The organism is Vreelandella nigrificans (assembly GCF_002374315.1).
GTDB classification, from domain to species: Bacteria; Pseudomonadota; Gammaproteobacteria; order Pseudomonadales; family Halomonadaceae; genus Vreelandella; species Vreelandella nigrificans.
In genome coordinates, this window is the sequence record NZ_NWUX01000001.1 from 526,365 (window position 1) to 543,393 (window position 17,029).

The 17,029-nt window shown below is 50.6% G+C and carries 14 protein-coding genes and 1 pseudogene; 12 read left to right on the top strand and 3 right to left on the bottom strand.

The genetic code is table 11. From position 1 onward, the window contains the following. Window positions 1–130 precede the first annotated feature (130 nt). The 9 genes and pseudogenes from CPA45_RS02540 to yidD all read left to right on the top strand — a co-directional run bounded on the left by CPA45_RS02540 (window position 131) and on the right by yidD (window position 8,096). Window positions 131–1,432: an MFS transporter gene (locus tag CPA45_RS02540; protein ID WP_208858450.1), complete on the top strand. Its 1,302-nt coding sequence runs from the start codon at window positions 131–133 to the stop codon at window positions 1,430–1,432. 117 nt (window positions 1,433–1,549) lie between these two features. Then, the gene (locus CPA45_RS02545) at window positions 1,550–2,740 is read left to right on the top strand and encodes an MFS transporter (protein WP_096650214.1); all 1,191 of its coding nucleotides are present in this window, start codon (window positions 1,550–1,552) and stop codon (window positions 2,738–2,740) included. A 271-nt stretch (window positions 2,741–3,011) separates the two neighbouring features. After that, a pseudogene (locus tag CPA45_RS02550) lies at window positions 3,012–3,242 on the top strand (transposase); the annotation flags it as partial. 126 nt (window positions 3,243–3,368) lie between these two features. Continuing rightward, window positions 3,369–4,205 carry an ATP-dependent zinc protease family protein gene (locus CPA45_RS02555; RefSeq protein ID WP_096650021.1) on the top strand — a complete coding sequence of 279 codons (837 nt, stop codon included), beginning with the start codon at window positions 3,369–3,371 and terminating at the stop codon, window positions 4,203–4,205. A 38-nt stretch (window positions 4,206–4,243) separates the two neighbouring features. Then, window positions 4,244–5,767: an inactive transglutaminase family protein gene (locus CPA45_RS02560; protein WP_096650023.1), complete on the top strand. Its 1,524-nt coding sequence runs from the start codon at window positions 4,244–4,246 to the stop codon at window positions 5,765–5,767. Beyond that, a complete protein-coding gene (locus CPA45_RS02565; RefSeq protein ID WP_096650025.1) occupies window positions 5,764–6,762 on the top strand; it encodes an alpha-L-glutamate ligase-like protein in 999 nt (332 codons plus the stop codon). Before CPA45_RS02560 ends, CPA45_RS02565 begins: the two co-directional genes overlap by 4 nt. 30 nt (window positions 6,763–6,792) lie before the next feature. After that, window positions 6,793–7,239, top strand: a complete 447-nt coding sequence (locus CPA45_RS02570) for a transcriptional repressor (RefSeq protein ID WP_096650027.1) — start codon at window positions 6,793–6,795, stop codon at window positions 7,237–7,239. Between the two features lie 23 nt (window positions 7,240–7,262). After that, entirely contained in the window at window positions 7,263–7,730 is a 468-nt protein-coding gene (gene hisI / locus CPA45_RS02575; protein ID WP_096650215.1) for a phosphoribosyl-AMP cyclohydrolase, read from the top strand. 57 nt (window positions 7,731–7,787) lie between these two features. Next, complete coding sequence (yidD, locus tag CPA45_RS02580) at window positions 7,788–8,096, top strand: membrane protein insertion efficiency factor YidD (RefSeq protein WP_096650216.1); 309 nt, start codon at window positions 7,788–7,790, stop codon at window positions 8,094–8,096. A 62-nt stretch (window positions 8,097–8,158) separates the two neighbouring features. Here the strand turns inward: yidD and CPA45_RS02585 are convergent, their stop codons facing one another. Further along, window positions 8,159–8,587 carry a SufE family protein gene (locus tag CPA45_RS02585; protein ID WP_096650029.1) on the bottom strand — a complete coding sequence of 143 codons (429 nt, stop codon included), beginning with the start codon at window positions 8,585–8,587 and terminating at the stop codon, window positions 8,159–8,161. Window positions 8,588–8,635: 48 nt separating this feature from the next. Beyond that, window positions 8,636–9,736 (bottom strand): tyrosine-type recombinase/integrase, encoded by a 1,101-nt coding sequence (locus tag CPA45_RS02590; protein ID WP_096650217.1) that lies wholly within the window; start codon window positions 9,734–9,736, stop codon window positions 8,636–8,638. 281 nt (window positions 9,737–10,017) lie between these two features. Here CPA45_RS02590 and CPA45_RS02595 point away from each other — a divergent pair, with 281 nt between their 5' ends. Then, window positions 10,018–11,052: a DNA-binding protein gene (locus CPA45_RS02595; protein ID WP_096650031.1), complete on the top strand. Its 1,035-nt coding sequence runs from the start codon at window positions 10,018–10,020 to the stop codon at window positions 11,050–11,052. Window positions 11,053–11,111: 59 nt separating this feature from the next. On the opposite strand, the gene nfuA is transcribed toward CPA45_RS02595, so the two are convergent. Further along, the gene (nfuA, locus tag CPA45_RS02600) at window positions 11,112–11,717 is read right to left on the bottom strand and encodes a Fe-S biogenesis protein NfuA (protein ID WP_096650033.1); all 606 of its coding nucleotides are present in this window, start codon (window positions 11,715–11,717) and stop codon (window positions 11,112–11,114) included. Window positions 11,718–12,017: 300 nt separating this feature from the next. On the opposite strand from nfuA, the gene metH reads away from it, so the two are divergent. After that, window positions 12,018–15,713, top strand: a complete 3,696-nt coding sequence (gene metH / locus CPA45_RS02605; RefSeq protein ID WP_096650035.1) for a methionine synthase — start codon at window positions 12,018–12,020, stop codon at window positions 15,711–15,713. Then, on the top strand, window positions 15,713–17,008 hold the full coding sequence (locus CPA45_RS02610; RefSeq protein ID WP_096650037.1) for an MATE family efflux transporter: 1,296 nt from the start codon (window positions 15,713–15,715) through the stop codon (window positions 17,006–17,008). The genes metH and CPA45_RS02610 overlap by 1 nt, the downstream gene beginning before the upstream one ends. Window positions 17,009–17,029 lie beyond the last annotated feature (21 nt).

A 17,029-nucleotide genomic window follows, 5' to 3' on the forward strand; every position in this document is an offset into this window, starting at 1 on the left:
TGAAGGCTCCTCATGTCATGAATTTGCGTTTAATGGCGATTTTCTAGGCTAAAGGCCAACAATGTTAACAGCCAAGTTGAAGAGGGTTCAGTGAGTAACATTTTCCGACATCATATTGCGTGAATTATTCATGAGTATAACTAATGATTACGATGATTGTGCCGCTATTGTGGCTACTTCCACCACAGAGTTAACCTTGTTTGAAATCTACTGCGTGAAATCTAACACCTTACAAGGGATGAAAATGCAACTTAATGTATCGGCTGTGGATACTCCTAAGAAGTCTGCTTCTTGGGGAGCGGTATTTTCAATGTCGCTATGTGTTGCCATGCTGATTGCGGCAGAATTTCTGCCAGTTAGTTTACTGACACCCATCGCTGATAGTTTAAACGCTACAGAAGGGCAGGCTGGCCAGGCTATCTCTATCAGTGGTTTTTTTGCTGTGTTGGCCAGCCTGTTAATGAGTACTGTGGCTGGTCGGTTTAATCGAAAGTGGGTTCTGGTCTCCTTAACCTCCCTGATGCTTTTATCGCTGGTCATAATAGCGGTCACCCCAAATTTTGCCATTTTGATGCTTTCCCGTGCATTGCTGGGTATCTGCATCGGCGGTTTTTGGGCGTTAGGTACCGCTGTCATCATGCGCTTAGTGCCGATTGAGAGCGTATCCAAGGCTTTGGCAGTCATGTACACAGGCCAAGCAGTTGCTGCGGCTTTCGCCGCGCCAATCGGCAGCTACCTTGGGGCAATAATCGGATGGCGCGGTGTTTTCTGGGTGTTAGTGCCAATTGTGATAGTGAATCTGATTTGGCAATTAATTGCATTACCTTCACTACCTACCAACGAGCGCCAATCATTCCATACCCTGCTGACGGTGCTTAAGCGGCCTTATTTCGCTCGGGGTATTGCTGCTGTCGTTTTCGCTTTTGCGGGCGCTTTCTCCATGTTCGCCTACCTGCGGCCATTTCTCGAAACGATCACCGGGGGGAATGTCGTAACGCTATCGCAGCTCTTCCTGGCGCTGGGCCTCGCTGGGTTCATTGGGAGTTGGGCGGCGGGTAAGTTTGCTAATGAAAACGTCATTCGTTTTTTGCAAGTAGTACCCGTTGTTATGGGGTTAGTCACGCTGGGGTTACTCGGCTTTGGCCATATAGTGGTTGTTACAGCTCTTTTACTGGCGATCTGGGGCGCCATGAATACTGCCATGTCGATCAGTTGGATGGCTTGGCTTTCACAAAATGTCGACGACGCACCTGAAGCAGCAGGTAGTTTGATCGTTGCAGCTATACAAGGGGCTATTCTTCTGGGCGCTGGTTTTGGGGGTGTTTTACTTGATTATGCAGGCATTATTGCCACATTTTCGGGCAGCATCTTCTTGTCAGCTATCGCCTTTATGTTAGTTGGATCAGGAAAACGCTTGCTCAAAGCGGCATAAGTTTTCAGTACCTAATCTGCTCTATTAAGCGTCGTGCAAGCCGGGAATTTGCCGAGCAGCTTATTCAATTGATGAGTGGATTTTTAAGCCATAAAAGAGATGGGGCAACTGAGCAATATGAGTAAAGCAAGCTGTGCAAATGAGGTGCCGTTGCCAGAAAACAGTGTTAACTGGAGCCCCGTCTTTTCCCTGGCCCTGTGCGTCATTGGTTTGATCACCGCAGAATTACTGCCGATAGGATTGCTGACGCCCATGGCCAACGAACTTGGGATCACTGAGGGAATGGCAGGTCAAACGGTAACAACAACCGCTATCGTGGCACTAGTCGCTAGCTTGTTAGTGGCCCCAGCCACACGTCGTTTCGATCGGCGTGTTGTTTTACTCTTTTTTACCTTTTTATTTATTGCCTCTAACGTCCTGGTTGCGATGGCACCGAACTATGCTGCGCTGTTAGCTGGACGGGTGCTATTGGGTATCAGCATTGGCGGGTTCTGGTCGATGATTGCGGCGGTTACGATGCGATTGGTTCCTAAAGAACGTGTGCCGCGCGCGCTCTCAATTGTCTTCGGCGGTTCTGCCATTGCGATGGCGGTTGCCACACCACTGGGAACTTATCTGGGTGCCATCATTGGTTGGCGAGGCGTTTTTCTAGTCACTGGGGGGCTTGGCGTCATCGCACTCATTTGGCAATTTATCGCTTTGCCATCTATGTCGCCAAACGTACCGTCGCGTCTGAGTACTTTATTTAGTCTTTTGAAGCGCCCCCAGGTAGCACTTGGAATAGCTGCGAGCATCCTGATTTTTGGCGGCCACTTTGCCTTTTTTACGTATTTGCGCCCGTTTCTTGAAACGGTTACTCGCGTCAACGTTAGCGGTGTTTCCGTTATGATACTGGGGTTTGGGGTTGCCAATGTCGTTGGCACTTTTGTTTCAGGGGCGATGATCCATCGTAGTCTTCGCCTTACGCTGGCACTGATGCCAATCCTAATGTGTCTCGTAGCGTTTGGACTTGTTGTTTTCGGTGGGCTTGCTCCAATCGCTGCGCTACTTGTCGCGGGCTGGGGGTTTGCCTTTGGTGGCGTTCCGGTGGCATGGACGACGTGGCTCACACGAACCGTTCCGGATCAGATCGAAAGCGGAGGCGGGCTGCAAGTTGCCTCGATTCAGTTGGCAATGACCGTGGGAGCAGGCGTTGGTGGTGTGTTGGTAGATCGCAGCGGTGTATTGGTAGTTCCTACTATTAGTGGCGCTATCTTTATCGTGGCGGCGGGGTTAGTGTTAATCGGTCTGCGCCCACAAAATTCATGATCAAAAATTTTGAAAAGCAATAGAGCGATGGTAACTCCCAGAGCTATAAACGTTGCCATTGAATGAGTCAAAGGAATGGCTCACCGCATAATCCTGACAAGCCGCTGAATACGACGTTATATCAGAATTTCTGCAACGTCCACACTTGGCCGAAACCAGCCTTCCAAGGCTCTCATGTGTCATTTCCAGAAAGTGACTACCTGAATGTCCTCAGCGACGTCACCCCTGCTTGAGTAGCGCTACACTTTAGAGTCCGATCCTACGTCAGGAGATGGAACAGAAAAAGCGTTTCAGCGAAGAACAGATCATTGGCTTTCTGGGCGAAGCCGAAGCGGGGCTGCCCATTAAGGAACTATGCCGCCGGCACGGTTTCTCTGAAGCCAGTTACTAACTATGGCGCAGCAAATTTGGTGGTATGAGTGTGCCCGATGCCAAGCGACTCAAAGAACTCGAAGCCGAAAAAGGACGCTTGAAAAAGCTGCTCGCGGAGTCGTTACTGGAGATGTTCGTATAATATATATTATGTTAAATTGGCTATTTGAAACACTGAAAATCCCGACTAAGTTGGACAATCGGTCTACCTTCTCCTTATTATTCGTGCTCTTACTATCCAAGGATATTACTTGTTATGCGCCCAGGTGTTTTGTGGCTACTGGCTGGCTTGTCTCTCACGTTTGCAGGTTGTGCTGTTACCCCGCCAGACTCTAATGAACCACCTCCGCTGAGCGAAGCATCATTCAATGCCCGTATCCTTGAGCTTGAAAGCGCCTTGACTCAGCAGTGTAATGCTTCATCAGTGCTTCAGGAGCGGCAGGTGAGCCAGCAACAGGTACTTACTGCTGATGTGCGAGAAGTGGGTAGTTTGTTACGCCATTTGCGCAACGACGTTGCAAGTTTAGAAGCACGCAGCGAAGAGCCTGTTATTATTCGCGAAGAGTGTGCGGTGGCGAGCGAGACTGATGGTAAGACCTTGCTCGGCCGCAGCGAGTGGGTTGGGATGCCTAGCATTGGCACTTACCTTAAAGCCCGGGTAGACTCCGGGGCGAATACCTCTTCTCTCTCCGCCTCTGATATTACTCGCTTTGAGCGTGATGGTGAAAACTGGGTTCGCTTCAAGCTTGCGCTTAATGACTCTGATGTTGTGGTGGATCGTGTCCGTGATGAGTGGATCGAGGCGCCTATCATTCGCAGGGTACGCATTGTTCAGGCTTCTGGTGAAGAGTCGCGGCCTGTTATTTCGCTGCTGATGACGCTTGGGCCTATCCGCGAAACGGTTGAATTTACCCTGAACGACCGTACTCATTTAGACTACCCAGTGCTATTAGGCCGGCGTTTTATGATGGATATTGCCACTATTGATGTTTCTGAAACCTATCTTCATGAGCGCCCTGAATTTCCAGGCGGCGAACCAGCCGAGCATGCAGCTGCTGACGAAGAGTCTGATCTAGACGATACCGAAGAGTAACCTGTCTTCCCCGCCGCTTTTTGTTGAAAGGAATCTTCATGTCACGGCTACCATTTTATTTAATCGTAGGTTTTTTATTGATTGCTGGTATTGCTACCAGTGTTCATCGTCATCTCCAGTTTGAGATCCCTTGGTTTCCCGGCGAGCAGCGACAGGTGTGGGAAATCGAAGCAGTCATCAATTTCAATGCCCAAAATGGTCCTGTGCAAGTGGATTTGGCGCTGCCGTCGCATCAGGCGGGTTATCGTGTTCTTACTGAAAACACTGCATCCTCTGGTTATGGACTGGCTTACCTGGCGGATGAGCTTGGTCGCCAGGCCCAATGGACGATTAGACAAGCAGCGGGTAGCCAGCAGCTTTACTATTCAGTCCAAATGCTAGTATCCCCTGATGCTCGCTCGCCAGTGCAAACACCTCCAGAGCTCTCCTCCCCTCCTCCATGGGAAAGCCCCTACGATACAGCTGCAAGCCAGCTTATTGATCGTGCTTGGGCGCGTAGCGCTAACAACGCCACCTTTGCCAGGGAGCTGATTTTAGATGTTAACGGTAATCGCCAGGGGGAAAACGCACGTTTGTTACTTACCCAAGAGCAGCCGTCATCACTGGTAGTGCGGTTACTCAATCAAGCGGGTGTTCAAGCAAGGGAAGTCAGCGGATTAATGCTTGAAGATGGGCGTAGAAGGCAGGCTTTGAGTGGCTGGATCCAGGTATTTGATACATCTACTGAGAGATGGGCGATATTCAACCCCATCACTGGAGAGCAAGGAAAGCCAGATAACTTGCTGCTGTGGGAAACAGGTGGTCGTGCGGTGCTGGAAGTTCAGGGTGGGACTAATTCCCGGGTGAGCTTTTCAATGCTAACCCACCATCAGCCAGCATCAGCAGCGGTGCGCAATCACTACTCAGAGGATACTCTACTTAACTTCTCCATTCACAGCCTGCCGCTGGAAGAGCAAGCACTCTTTCAAACGATTTTGTTGATCCCGATTGGTGCGCTGGTAGTCGTTTTCTTACGTGTATTGGTGGGCGTGAAAACTTCAGGCACCTTTATGCCTGTACTGATTGCGCTTGCTTTTATTCAAACCACGCTGCTGACCGGTTTAATTGGTTTCCTGTTAATAGTGGCAGTCGGTTTGATTATTCGTAACTATCTGTCCTACTTAAACTTGTTGCTTGTGGCAAGGGTTTCAGCGGTTATCATAACGGTCATCGCCATTATCTCAATTTTTACCGTCCTTGCTTACCGCATGGGACTAAGCGCTGGGTTAACCGTCACCTTCTTCCCGATGATCATTTTGGCGTGGACTATCGAGCGGATGTCAATCTTATGGGAAGAAGAAGGTCCGAAGCAGGTATTGATCCAAGGGGGGGGCAGTCTGCTCACTGCTGTTCTTGCATACCTTGCAATGAATAACCCATGGGTGCGCCATATTACGTTTAACTTCCTTGGTGTACAGCTCATACTAATGGCGCTCATTCTGCTGCTGGGTAACTATACAGGTTATCGGTTACTTGAATTGCGTCGTTTCAAGCCAATCACTGATGATGAGAAAGTCTCATGAGTTGGCTTACAAACTGGACGTGGCCCACCCGGTTGCGTGATAAGGGCATCATCGGCATGAATCGGCGCAATATCCGCTACATAGGACGCTATAATTCACGCCGTTTATACCCTTTGGTCGATGATAAGCTCAAAACAAAGCTGCTGGCCCAGCAATATGGCATTACAACGCCAGAACTTATTGGGACGGTAACAACGCAGTTTGGCGTTAAGCGTATTGGCGAGATGCTGGAAGGCCATAATGGTTTTGTCATCAAGCCAGCGAAAGGCAGCGGTGGTAAAGGCATCTTGGTGATTGAAAAAGTGGAGGATGATGCTTTTATCAAGCCCAGCGGGGTTCGACAGTCTATTAAAGATGTTGAGCGCCATGTGTCTAACATTTTGTCTGGGTTGTACTCTTTGGGTGGCTCTCCTGATGTGGCAGTGATAGAGACGCTTATCAACTTTGATGAGAGCCTCTTGGCCTATACTTATGAAGGTGTGCCGGATATTCGGGTAATTGTGTTTAAGGGTTATCCTGTGATGGCGATGATGCGGCTCTCAACAGCAGCATCAGATGGTAAGGCCAATCTTCACCAGGGGGCTGTGGGGGTCGGTTTAAATATTGCCACTGGTGCCGCTTTGCGTGGTGTTCAGTTTGATCGTCCATGCTTTAGTCACCCTGATACGGGGCATGATTTGGCAAGTCTGGTTGTACCTCAGTGGGATACGTTGCTCCATTTGGCTGCAGGTTGCTATGAAATGACGGGGCTGGGTTACTTAGGAACCGATATGGTGCTTGATCGTGATCATGGCCCTATGCTGCTGGAGCTAAATGCACGCCCTGGCCTGGCTATTCAAATGACCAATGGCGAAGGTTTACGCCGACGGTTAGACCTGATTGAGCATCAGCCTGACGGCGTTTCTGTTGAGGAGCGAGTAGCGTTTGCTCAGCATCATTTCGCACGTCAAAGTGAGCTAGTCGAAATCCCTGACAGCGCCATGGAGAGCGCGTAGACTACGGTAACGTTGTCCGATGAGTTATCTATGACTGAAGCTAATTCGTTACTATTGCAGGCAGAGTCTCAATGCCATACTCGTGGGGTTAGGTTTACCCCTATTCGTCGTCGTGTTCTTGAGTTAATCGCCGAAAATGGGGGCGGTTTGAAAGCTTACGATTTGCTGGATAAGCTTTCGACGGAACACGCGGCGGCGCGACCTCCTACGGTTTATCGAGCCCTTGAGTTTTTAATCGACCAGGGGTTAGTGCACCGGATCGAGTCGCAAAATGCCTATGTGGCCTGCGCATGCCCTGAACACACTCACGGCTTCCAGCTGCTTATTTGCCGCCAATGTGGCTACGTTGAAGAGCTGCACCTCGATGCTATTAGTGACGAGCTAGCCACATTGGCAAAACGACAAGGTTTTAACGTCGAGCGTCAAACCATTGAGCTCCTGGGCCTTTGCCAACAATGTCGACAGCCGAGTGCTTAACTATGTCTCATTTTGACAAGATTATGTCTCGTTTTGACAAGATAGAGCCAAACGCTCTGTTTAAAGCGCTAGAGTCTGCCACTCCAGCTGATACGCTGCCAAGTACAGGTAAGCTGCTTGATGTGGTGCGCTTTAATGAGGACGGTTTGCTACCTGCCATCGCCCAGCAGTACGATACCGGTGAGGTGCTGATGATGGCGTGGATGAACCGCGAGGCACTTGAGGAGACGCTAACAACGCAGCGTGTTTGCTACTATTCTCGCTCGCGTCAAAAGCTATGGCGCAAAGGTGAAACTTCTGGCCAACAGCAGCAGTTGAAAACAGCTGCACTCGACTGCGATGGTGACACACTGCTACTCAAGGTTGATCAAACGGGGCCTGCTTGCCATACCGGTCGCCGCAGCTGCTTTTATATCTCCCTGGATGCTCATAAAGCACTTATTAGCAGCGTACCGCTTATTGATCCTGAAGCTCTCTACGGTAAGAAATAAGTGCGTGCCTTGATAGCAACAGTGCGTCGTGGCTGCACAAAAGCATTAACCGTGCTAATGATCGGCTGCATCAAAGTCTACCAGTATACGCTGAGCCCCCTTTTAGGGCCGCGTTGCCGATTTTGGCCTAGCTGCTCTTCTTACACCATAGAGGCCATTCAGGTGCATGGCCCGCTTAAGGGTGGCTGGCTGGCGATACGACGGATCATCAAGTGCCATCCAGGCCACCCTGGTGGCATGGATCCTGTGCCAGGCGGTAGGAGCGAGCAGCTCTGCCAGGAGGATGGCAAACACACTTCCCACTGCTGTAGTGGTGACAAGGAGCTTGGGGCGTCGCCGCACGTCCAGTGTGGCGATCGCCGCTAATGCTTCTGCTTTGCTAATACTCCTGTTTCTCTGCCAGCCTCTCTGGTTAAGGTTACCCTCTTCTACCTGAGCTGTTCTCTACGCTTTGCTACTTGGTATATGCGCTCTAGCATGGCGTGCAAACCATTGCTGCGTGTTGGGGATAAGTGCTTATCCAGACCTAAGTCCTTCATAAAGTGTGGCTCTGTATTGTTTATCTCTTCCGCACTTCGCTCGCTATAAATCCGTAGCAGCACCGCAATTAATCCTGAAACAATGGCTGCATCAGAAGTGGCTTTAAAAATCAGCTTGTCACCCTCCTCCTCATGCCGCATCCAGACATTGGATTGGCAGCCCTGAATTTTGAACTCATCTGTTTTAAATTCTTCCGGAAAATCAGGCAGCTGCTTTCCCATATCGATAATGTACTGGTAGCGGTCCATCCAGTTATCGAATATTTCAAACTCTTCGACCAGCTCTTGTTGGGCTAGCTCAGCGCCGGAGGTGCTCATGGCGTTTCCCTTTGGGTTAGTGTCACAGAATGCTATCCATTATAACGTTTAGCCACGCTCTTTTGGGTCCGTTTGCCCTAAACGATGGCGCTGCTGCTCATAGTGCCACTCAGCTTCCTCGGTGTGTAGGTAGCGTGTTGTCGTATCTATTCTTGCGTGGCGAGCGCTTTCGGCCAGGTAGCGCAAGCTAACGCCGGATTGTGCTTGGTGGGTGATGGATGTGTGTCGCAACCAGTGCGGAGTCGCCTGGCGTAGAGCACTTATGTGAGTGGGATTACCGCCCTGCTCTTCTAGCGCGTCAGCGGCATCAGAAAACGTTTTGCGAATCAATCGATACACTTGGTTGTCACTAATGCCGCGCTGACCGTCTAGTGCGCGGATAGCAGGAGATATCTCCTGGTATTCAGGTAAACCGGCCAGCCCCAAACACCTACGCCACTCTTGTAAGCAATCTAGCATATCGTTTGGTGCCGGTATGCGTGCAAGCTTGTTACCCTTGCCGACCACGACCCACCACCAGCGCCCTTCTCTTTGCTGGAAATCTCCCATTTGAGCAGCTGACATTTCGCTAATGCGTGGTGCTAATAAGTATGCGAAGCCAAAGATAAAGCGTCTACGTGCATGCTCATAAAGAGTGCGTGGATTTTGTGTTTTTGGAGGTTCGTTTACCCAGAGCCACAGCCACTCCCACAATTCACGCTCCAGATAGCGCTCAATACGCTGGGCTTGGTGGTTCAGCCGCCTGGCTTTATCGCGCATCAGAACAAACGGATTGTGGTTGATCCACCCGGCTTCAACTAACCAGCTAAATAGCCCTTGAAGAATGGTCAAGCTTTGCCGGCGGCTGGCGGGCGAAAGGCCGTTACGAAAAGGTCGCCACTGGGGGTGGTGGCGTGACTTGGCTGGCCCTACCCATCGCTCCCGTGGCTGAGGGTCCTCTAAAAAAATTTCAAATTGCCGTAGTGTTTCGCGGTTTATATCTCTTAGCGCTATGCCGTGGCTTGTTAGCCATAGCAGAAGGCGCTCAGCCTCGCGACGGTAGCTTTTCAGTGTTTGTGGGCTGTCTTGATACTCTGCCAGCCAAGCAGCTACTGCCTGGGCATCACTCTTTGCCTCAATGCGCAATACGCCATCTGTTGCTTCGAACATTGGCCAAAAGCTATTTCCTGATGGTAATGCAGTGGTTTCTGGCTTGCTCGTCGGGTAATTGGGCATCACAGCTTCTTTTATCGGACATTTTGTAGCTGTTTATTTTAACGCTATTGCTGAGTATAAGAAGCCGTTACGGATAATAAAATTCAAGATAATACGGGTAATCTTGAATTTTATACCAATAAGATAAATATTATTACGTTTTATGTATTACGTAATTATTGTCTTTTAGAAAAAATACGTAGAAAATAGGTGTTTTGATTAACGGGGAAATCCCAATGGCGCGTAGCGGTATTCAATACAGCGATGTACAGCAGGCAGTAGATACCTTGCTGGCTCGTGGCGACACGCCTAGTGTGCAACGGATACGAGAAGTGCTGGGCACGGGGAGCTTCACTACGATTAGTGAACATTTTCGTCACTGGCGTACCGAGCGTGAAAAGAACCGCGATGTTCCTCCGCCCAAAGGTGTACCCGAAGTCGTCGTTAATGTAGCCAGCGAGTTATGGAGGGAAGCTCAAGAAGTGGCTAATCAGGCGCTAGTGCACTACCGCGAAGATGCTAATCGCCAAGTAGAAAGTGCCCAGCAGCAAGTAGCCGAGGCCACGCAGCTAGCCGCAAACGCAGAGCAGAGAGAGAGCGCACTGGCTGAGCACCTTCGTCACACCGAGCAGCGTCTTGAAGTGCTTAATCGTGAGCTGGCAGAAAGCCAGGGTAATGAACGCCAATGGCAGCAACAGGCGGAAAGTGCACGGCAAGATAATCAGCAGTATCAGAAGAAGCTCATTCAGCTTGACCAAGAGGCAGCTGAACTGAAAGAACGCTTTGCGAGTGAGCAGCAGCGTCAGCAGGCCGCCTGGGAGCAGCGACTGACTCAAGAGGAGCAGCGAAATGAAGCGTCAGAAGGTAAATTGATGGCCCTGCTGGACACTTTGAGGCAAGAGCGCACCCAGGCAGAAAAAGCGTTACAAAAGCGTATAAACCAGTGGGAACAGCGTGCTGAAAGTCTCAATAAAGAGCTACAGCTGAAAAATGCTACGCTGCATGAGTACCAACAGGATAATGCCACTCAACAGCAGCGTATCGCTGAGCTTGAACGCTTGAATGTCGAGCTACAATCACAGCTAAAAACGCTACATGACGAGTTAACGCAAGCCCGCCAAGCGCTGGATCGTCAACAACGGCAAGCTAAGGAAGATGATCAGTGGCAGAGACAGCTTGTACAGCATCTGGAAATTGTACAGTCACAGCTAACGGCCCTGCCCAGCCAACTGGTTCCCGCTGACACGCAGAATGAAAACACCGACAAATAGGAATTTGCTATAAAAAAGCCCAGCTTTGGTTTGCTGGGCTTTTGGGTGAGGCAGAACGGCTAGCGATAGTAGGCGTTAGTGGTGTCAGTGTGGTCGGTGACATCACGAATGCCAACAAGCTCAGGAATACGCTCCATGAGCGTTTTTTCTACGCCCTCTTTCAGCGTAAGATCAACCGCTGCACAGCCCTGGCAACCACCACCAAAAGCGAGAATCGCCATTTTTTCTTCGGTAAGCTCTACGAGCTTGATCTCACCGCCGTGGGCCGCCAGCCCTGGATTAATCTCACTGTAGAGAATGTAATTGATGCGGTCTTCCAAGGGGCTGTCTGCATTTACCTTGGGCATTTTCGCGTTGGGGGCCTTTATGGTGAGTTGGCCACCCATGCGGTCTGCATTGAAGTCAACGACTGCTTCTTCGAGAAATGTCAGGCTGTTCTTCTCAAGAAATACATTGATTTTTTCAAGCTCAAGCTTAAGGTCAGTAGGCTCTTCCTCCCCAGGACGACAGTATGCTAGGCAAGTTTCTGCATAGGGCGTACCAGGCTGGGTAATAAAGATACGTACTGCTATACCTTCAACATTCTGCTTTTCCAGCAGTTCCGCCAAGTAATCTTGAGCGCTGTCGGTAATATCAATACTGGGAGCTTCGATAGTCGTGGTCATAAGGGATGTTATCCTCCCGTGGTAGTGGCGACGCCACTTCACATTTCATTTGTGGCTATGGTAAGCAAAACTGCTCGCCGACACAATCCCGACCGTTTTAGTCGACTATTTCGGCGCTATAAAATATTCAACGAGCTAAGCCTTCCTAAATCTGTCACATGAACCACTAACAGAGATAACTCTTGCACGCTAACTTGCTGTCGTGAGTAGCTCCCTTTGTTATGATAGAGGCCGCTTACTAACCACTACGATTATAAGAACACCCTTTTTCGACTGAGACGCTGGAGATTTCCCCCTGCCATGGCCGCTAGTGATTTGACTACTTCCCTTGCCCAACGCCTGACTCAACGCATTCTCATTTTGGATGGCGGTATGGGCACCATGCTGCAGAACGCTCAGCTAAGCGAAGAGGATTTTCGTGGCGAACGCTTTCGCGAGTGGCCATCGGATCTAAAAGGTAATAATGACCTGCTAGCACTGACCTGCCCAGATGTAGTGTCACGTATCCACCGGGATTACCTTGAAGCAGGAGCCGATATCCTTGAGACCAATACCTTTAACAGTACGCGCCTCTCTCAAGCTGATTACGGTATGGAAGACCTTGTTCCTGAGCTCAATCGGGAGTCGGCGCGCTTAGCCCGGGAAGTTTGCGACTCGGTATCGGCCGAAACTGGCGTACCACGTTATGTCGCAGGCGTTCTTGGCCCAACATCACGTACTGCGTCACTGTCACCCGACGTCAATGATCCTGCAAAGCGTAATGTTACCTTTGATGAGCTGCGTGAGAACTATTACGAAGCGGCAAGTGAGTTAATCAAAGGTGGCGCCGATCTGATTATGATCGAAACCATCTTTGACACGTTAAATGCTAAAGCGGCTATTTATGCCCTGGAAGAGCTGTTTGACGACCTGGGCCAGCGGCTACCAGTGATGATTTCCGGCACCATTACCGATGCTTCTGGCCGTACTTTATCTGGGCAAACTACGGAAGCATTCTGGAATTCTATCCGTCATGCGCAGCCGCTCTCAGTTGGCTTGAACTGCGCACTGGGAGCGGAGGAGCTTCGCCCCTATTTAGAAGAACTCTCCACCAAAGCAGACACCTTTGTTTCTGCCCACCCCAACGCAGGCCTGCCAAACGAATTTGGTGAGTATGACCAAACCCCAGAAGAGATGGCGGAAATTGTAGGAGAGTTCGCTCAAAGCGGGCTGGTCAATATTATCGGTGGTTGCTGTGGCTCCACTCCCGAGCACATTCGGGCCATTGCTGATGCAGTGCGGCCAATGGCACCCCGTAAGGTGCCCCAGCGCAGTAATGCATGCCGCCTGTCCGGGCTCGAGCCATACAACATTGAATCAACGTCACTGTTTGTTAACGTGGGTGAGCGTACCAACGTTACCGGCTCAGCCCGCTTTAAGCGCTTAATTGTCGAAGAGGATTTCACTACCGCACTGGAAGTGGCGTTGGAGCAGGTAGAAAGCGGCGCGCAGATTATCGACATCAACATGGATGAAGGCATGTTGGAGTCCCAGGAAGCCATGGTGCGCTTTCTTAATTTAATTGCCGGTGAGCCTGATATCGCTCGCGTGCCCATTATGATCGACTCCTCAAAATGGGACATTATCGAAGCGGGCCTGAAGTGTGTTCAGGGCAAAGCCGTGGTGAATTCGATCTCTCTAAAAGAAGGTGAAGCCGCCTTCCGCGAGCAGGCTACAAAATGCCGCCGTTTCGGTGCCGCCATTGTGGTTATGGCGTTTGACGAAGAGGGCCAGGCGGATACCTTTGCTCGTAAAACAGAGATTTGCGAGCGAGCTTATCGTTTGCTGGTTGATGAGATCGGTTTCCCTGCTGAAGATATTATCTTCGACCCCAATATTTTTGCCATTGCCACGGGTATTGAAGAGCATAACAACTACGCGGTCGACTTCATTGAAGCTACGCAATGGATTCGCGAACACTTGCCCCATGCGATGGTTTCTGGCGGTGTGTCTAACGTATCGTTTTCATTTCGGGGTAATAATCCGGTACGTGAAGCTATTCACTCAGTGTTTTTATATCACGCCATCCGTGCGGGTCTCACGATGGGTATCGTCAATGCCGGACAGTTAGCGGTGTATGACGACCTCCCCGCAGAGCTACGCGATGCGGTGGAAGATGTGGTGCTTAACCGGCGTAGCGATGGCACCGAACGACTACTTGATCTGGCGGACAAATATAAAGGCGATGGCAGTGGTGCCGCAAAGAAAGAGGATCTTGAGTGGCGCAGTTGGCCGGTCAATAAGCGTATTGAGCATGCACTGGTTAAAGGTATCACAGCGTTCATTGAACAAGACACCGAACAGGCCCGAGTTCAGGCGACCCGCCCTATAGAGGTAATTGAAGGCCCGCTGATGGACGGGATGAACGTCGTTGGCGACCTATTTGGTGCTGGCAAAATGTTCCTTCCCCAGGTGGTAAAGTCAGCACGGGTAATGAAGCAGGCCGTTGCTTATTTGATTCCATATATCGAAGCCGAGAAAAGTGAAGAGACACAGGCCAAAGGCAAAATTGTCATGGCCACGGTGAAAGGGGACGTACACGATATCGGCAAAAATATTGTCGGCGTGGTACTGCAGTGTAATAACTACGAAGTCATTGACCTTGGCGTGATGCTACCCACCGAAAAAATTCTGCAAGCGGCTCTGGATCATAACGCCGACATTATTGGGCTTTCTGGCCTGATTACCCCGTCGCTTGATGAGATGGTACATGTGGCGAAAGAGATGCAGCGCAGAGGCATGAGCTTACCGCTGCTGATTGGTGGTGCAACCACCTCAAAAGCACATACAGCAGTTAAAATTGAACCGCAGTACGAGCACCCTGTCATTTATGTGACCGATGCCTCACGCGCTGTTGGTGTGGCTGGTAAGTTACTTGCACCTAGCCAAAAAGCGGCTTATGTCGCAGAGATTCGTGAAGAGTACGAAAAGGTCCGTGAGCGTAATGCTAAACGCCGCCCTAAAGCAGCAGACCTGGACTACACCCAGGCGCGCAAGCGGCGCTTTCGTACTGACTGGAACAGTCTCACTCCGGTGAAACCTCAAACGCCTGGTCTCACCACCTTTGATGATTATGACCTGGAAGAGCTAGTTGAGCGAATCGACTGGACACCCTTCTTTATGAGCTGGCAGTTGGCTGGCAAGTACCCCAAAATTCTAAACGATGAAGTCGTCGGCGAAGCGGCGCAAAACTTGTTTGCTGATGCTCAGGTAATGCTGCGTAAACTAATCGATGAAAAATGTGTTCAAGCCCGGGGAGTTATTGGTCTGTGGCCTGCCAACAGTGTTGATGACGACGTCATTGAAGTATACGCAGACGAAAGCCGTACAGAGGTAGTCGAGCGCTTGCACCACATTCGCCAGCAAACCACTAAAGGCCGTGATGGCATCTGTTATAGCTTGGCCGACTTTATTGCGCCTAAAGAGAGCGGCAAAGCTGATTGGATCGGCGGCTTTGCAGTTACTACAGGCCATGGAGTAGATGAACTCTCCAAAGCTTACGAAGCCGCGGGTGATGACTACAATGCGATTATGGTGCAAGCACTAACCGACCGCTTAGCAGAAGCTTTTGCCGAACGTATGCATGAGCGAGTGCGCAAAGAGTTCTGGGGCTACGTGCCAGAAGAGACGTTAGATAATGACGCCTTGATTGCCGAAAAATACCAGGGCATTCGCCCTGCTCCAGGCTACCCAGCCTGCCCCGACCATACCGAAAAGGCTACGCTCTTCCGTCTGTTGAATGCGCCTGAAAACACGGGCCTTACGCTCACGGAAAACTTTGCCATGTGGCCTGCTGCGGCAGTTTCTGGTTGGTACTTCGCGCATCCTCAGTCGAAGTATTTCTCTACGGGCAAAATCACCCGTGATCAGGTAGAAGCTATTGCTGAGCGCAAACAGATGCCACTTGAAGAAATGGAGCGTTGGCTATCTCCGGTGCTGTCTTACGACCCTAGCTAATGTCGCCCGTGGTTCGCCGCCAAGGTAGGGTCATGCGGCTGGCCTTACCGATTATGTTGGGCATGCTTTCTCAAAGCATGCTCAACCTTATCGATGCTGCGCTAGTGGGACACCTCGGTGAGGAAGCGCTAGCGGGTGTAGGTATAGGTGGCTATGCCATGTTTATGATGACTGCGCTGGTGTTCGGACTTTCCTCAAGTGTGCAGTCGCAGACTGCTCAGGACTCAGGTTCAGGTCAGTACACCTCCCGCTCGTTGCAGGCCGGGCTTACCATCGGCGTTGCTGTAGCTGTCCCCCTCTCATGCTTAGCATGGTGGCAAGCCCCTGCCTTTATTCAGTTAATCGCGCCCACCGACGACGTCTCGCGCATAGCCGTTGATTACTTTCGTTGGCGAGTCATATCTCTAACGGCTATTGCATTAACACTGTGCTTACGTGGTTACTGGAATGGCTTGCAGCAGACGCACCTTTATCTACGCATTATCGTCATCGTGCATGTTTTTAACGTGTTCGTAAGCGCAGCGTTAATTTATGGCCTTGCAGGCTTACCCGCACTAGGTGCCAGCGGTGCAGGTATTGGCACTACGCTGTCACTGCTATTAGGGGTAGTGATTTGGTGGAGCGTTACCGTCAAGCATCTTCGTAATGAAGAAGCCCCCTGCTTTTGCACACTTCGCACCACGCTATTTCTCGCTGTGCCACACTCTATGCAGCAGCTGTGGTTTGCAGCTGGTTATGTGGTGCTTTTCTGGCTGTTGGGCAAGGTGGGGGCACAAAGCGTTGCAGTGGGCCATGTATTGGTGAACTTATCGCTGTTACTGATATTGCCTGGTGTTGGGGTTGGCATCGCTGCAATGAGTTTAGTCGGTGAAGCATTAGGCCAAGATGACCAGCATGCAGCCCACCGCTGGGGGATAGATGCGTTGAGTGTTGCAGGTATGCTGCTTACCGCTTTAGCGCTACCTATGCTGTTGTTCCCTGAAAATATATTGGCGCTTTTTTTTGCTGATGAATCGCTCATCCAGTTAGGTACCCTACCGCTGCAAATTACCGGCCTGATGATAGTATTGGATGCAGCCGCCTTAGTGCTAGCGCAGGCGCTAATGGGAGCAGGCGCTCAACGCATGGTAATGCTTCTTACGCTAAGTATGCAGTGGCTGCTTTTTTTACCGCTCGCTTGGTGGGTGGGTGTTTGGCTAGGGTATGGCCTGATAGGCGTATGGCTGACACAGCTTTTTTACCGCCTTCTCAATTCAGTGAGCTTTTTATGGGTCTGGCAGCGAAGGCGCTGGTGAGCCCCCAGTTTTAAATGCCAT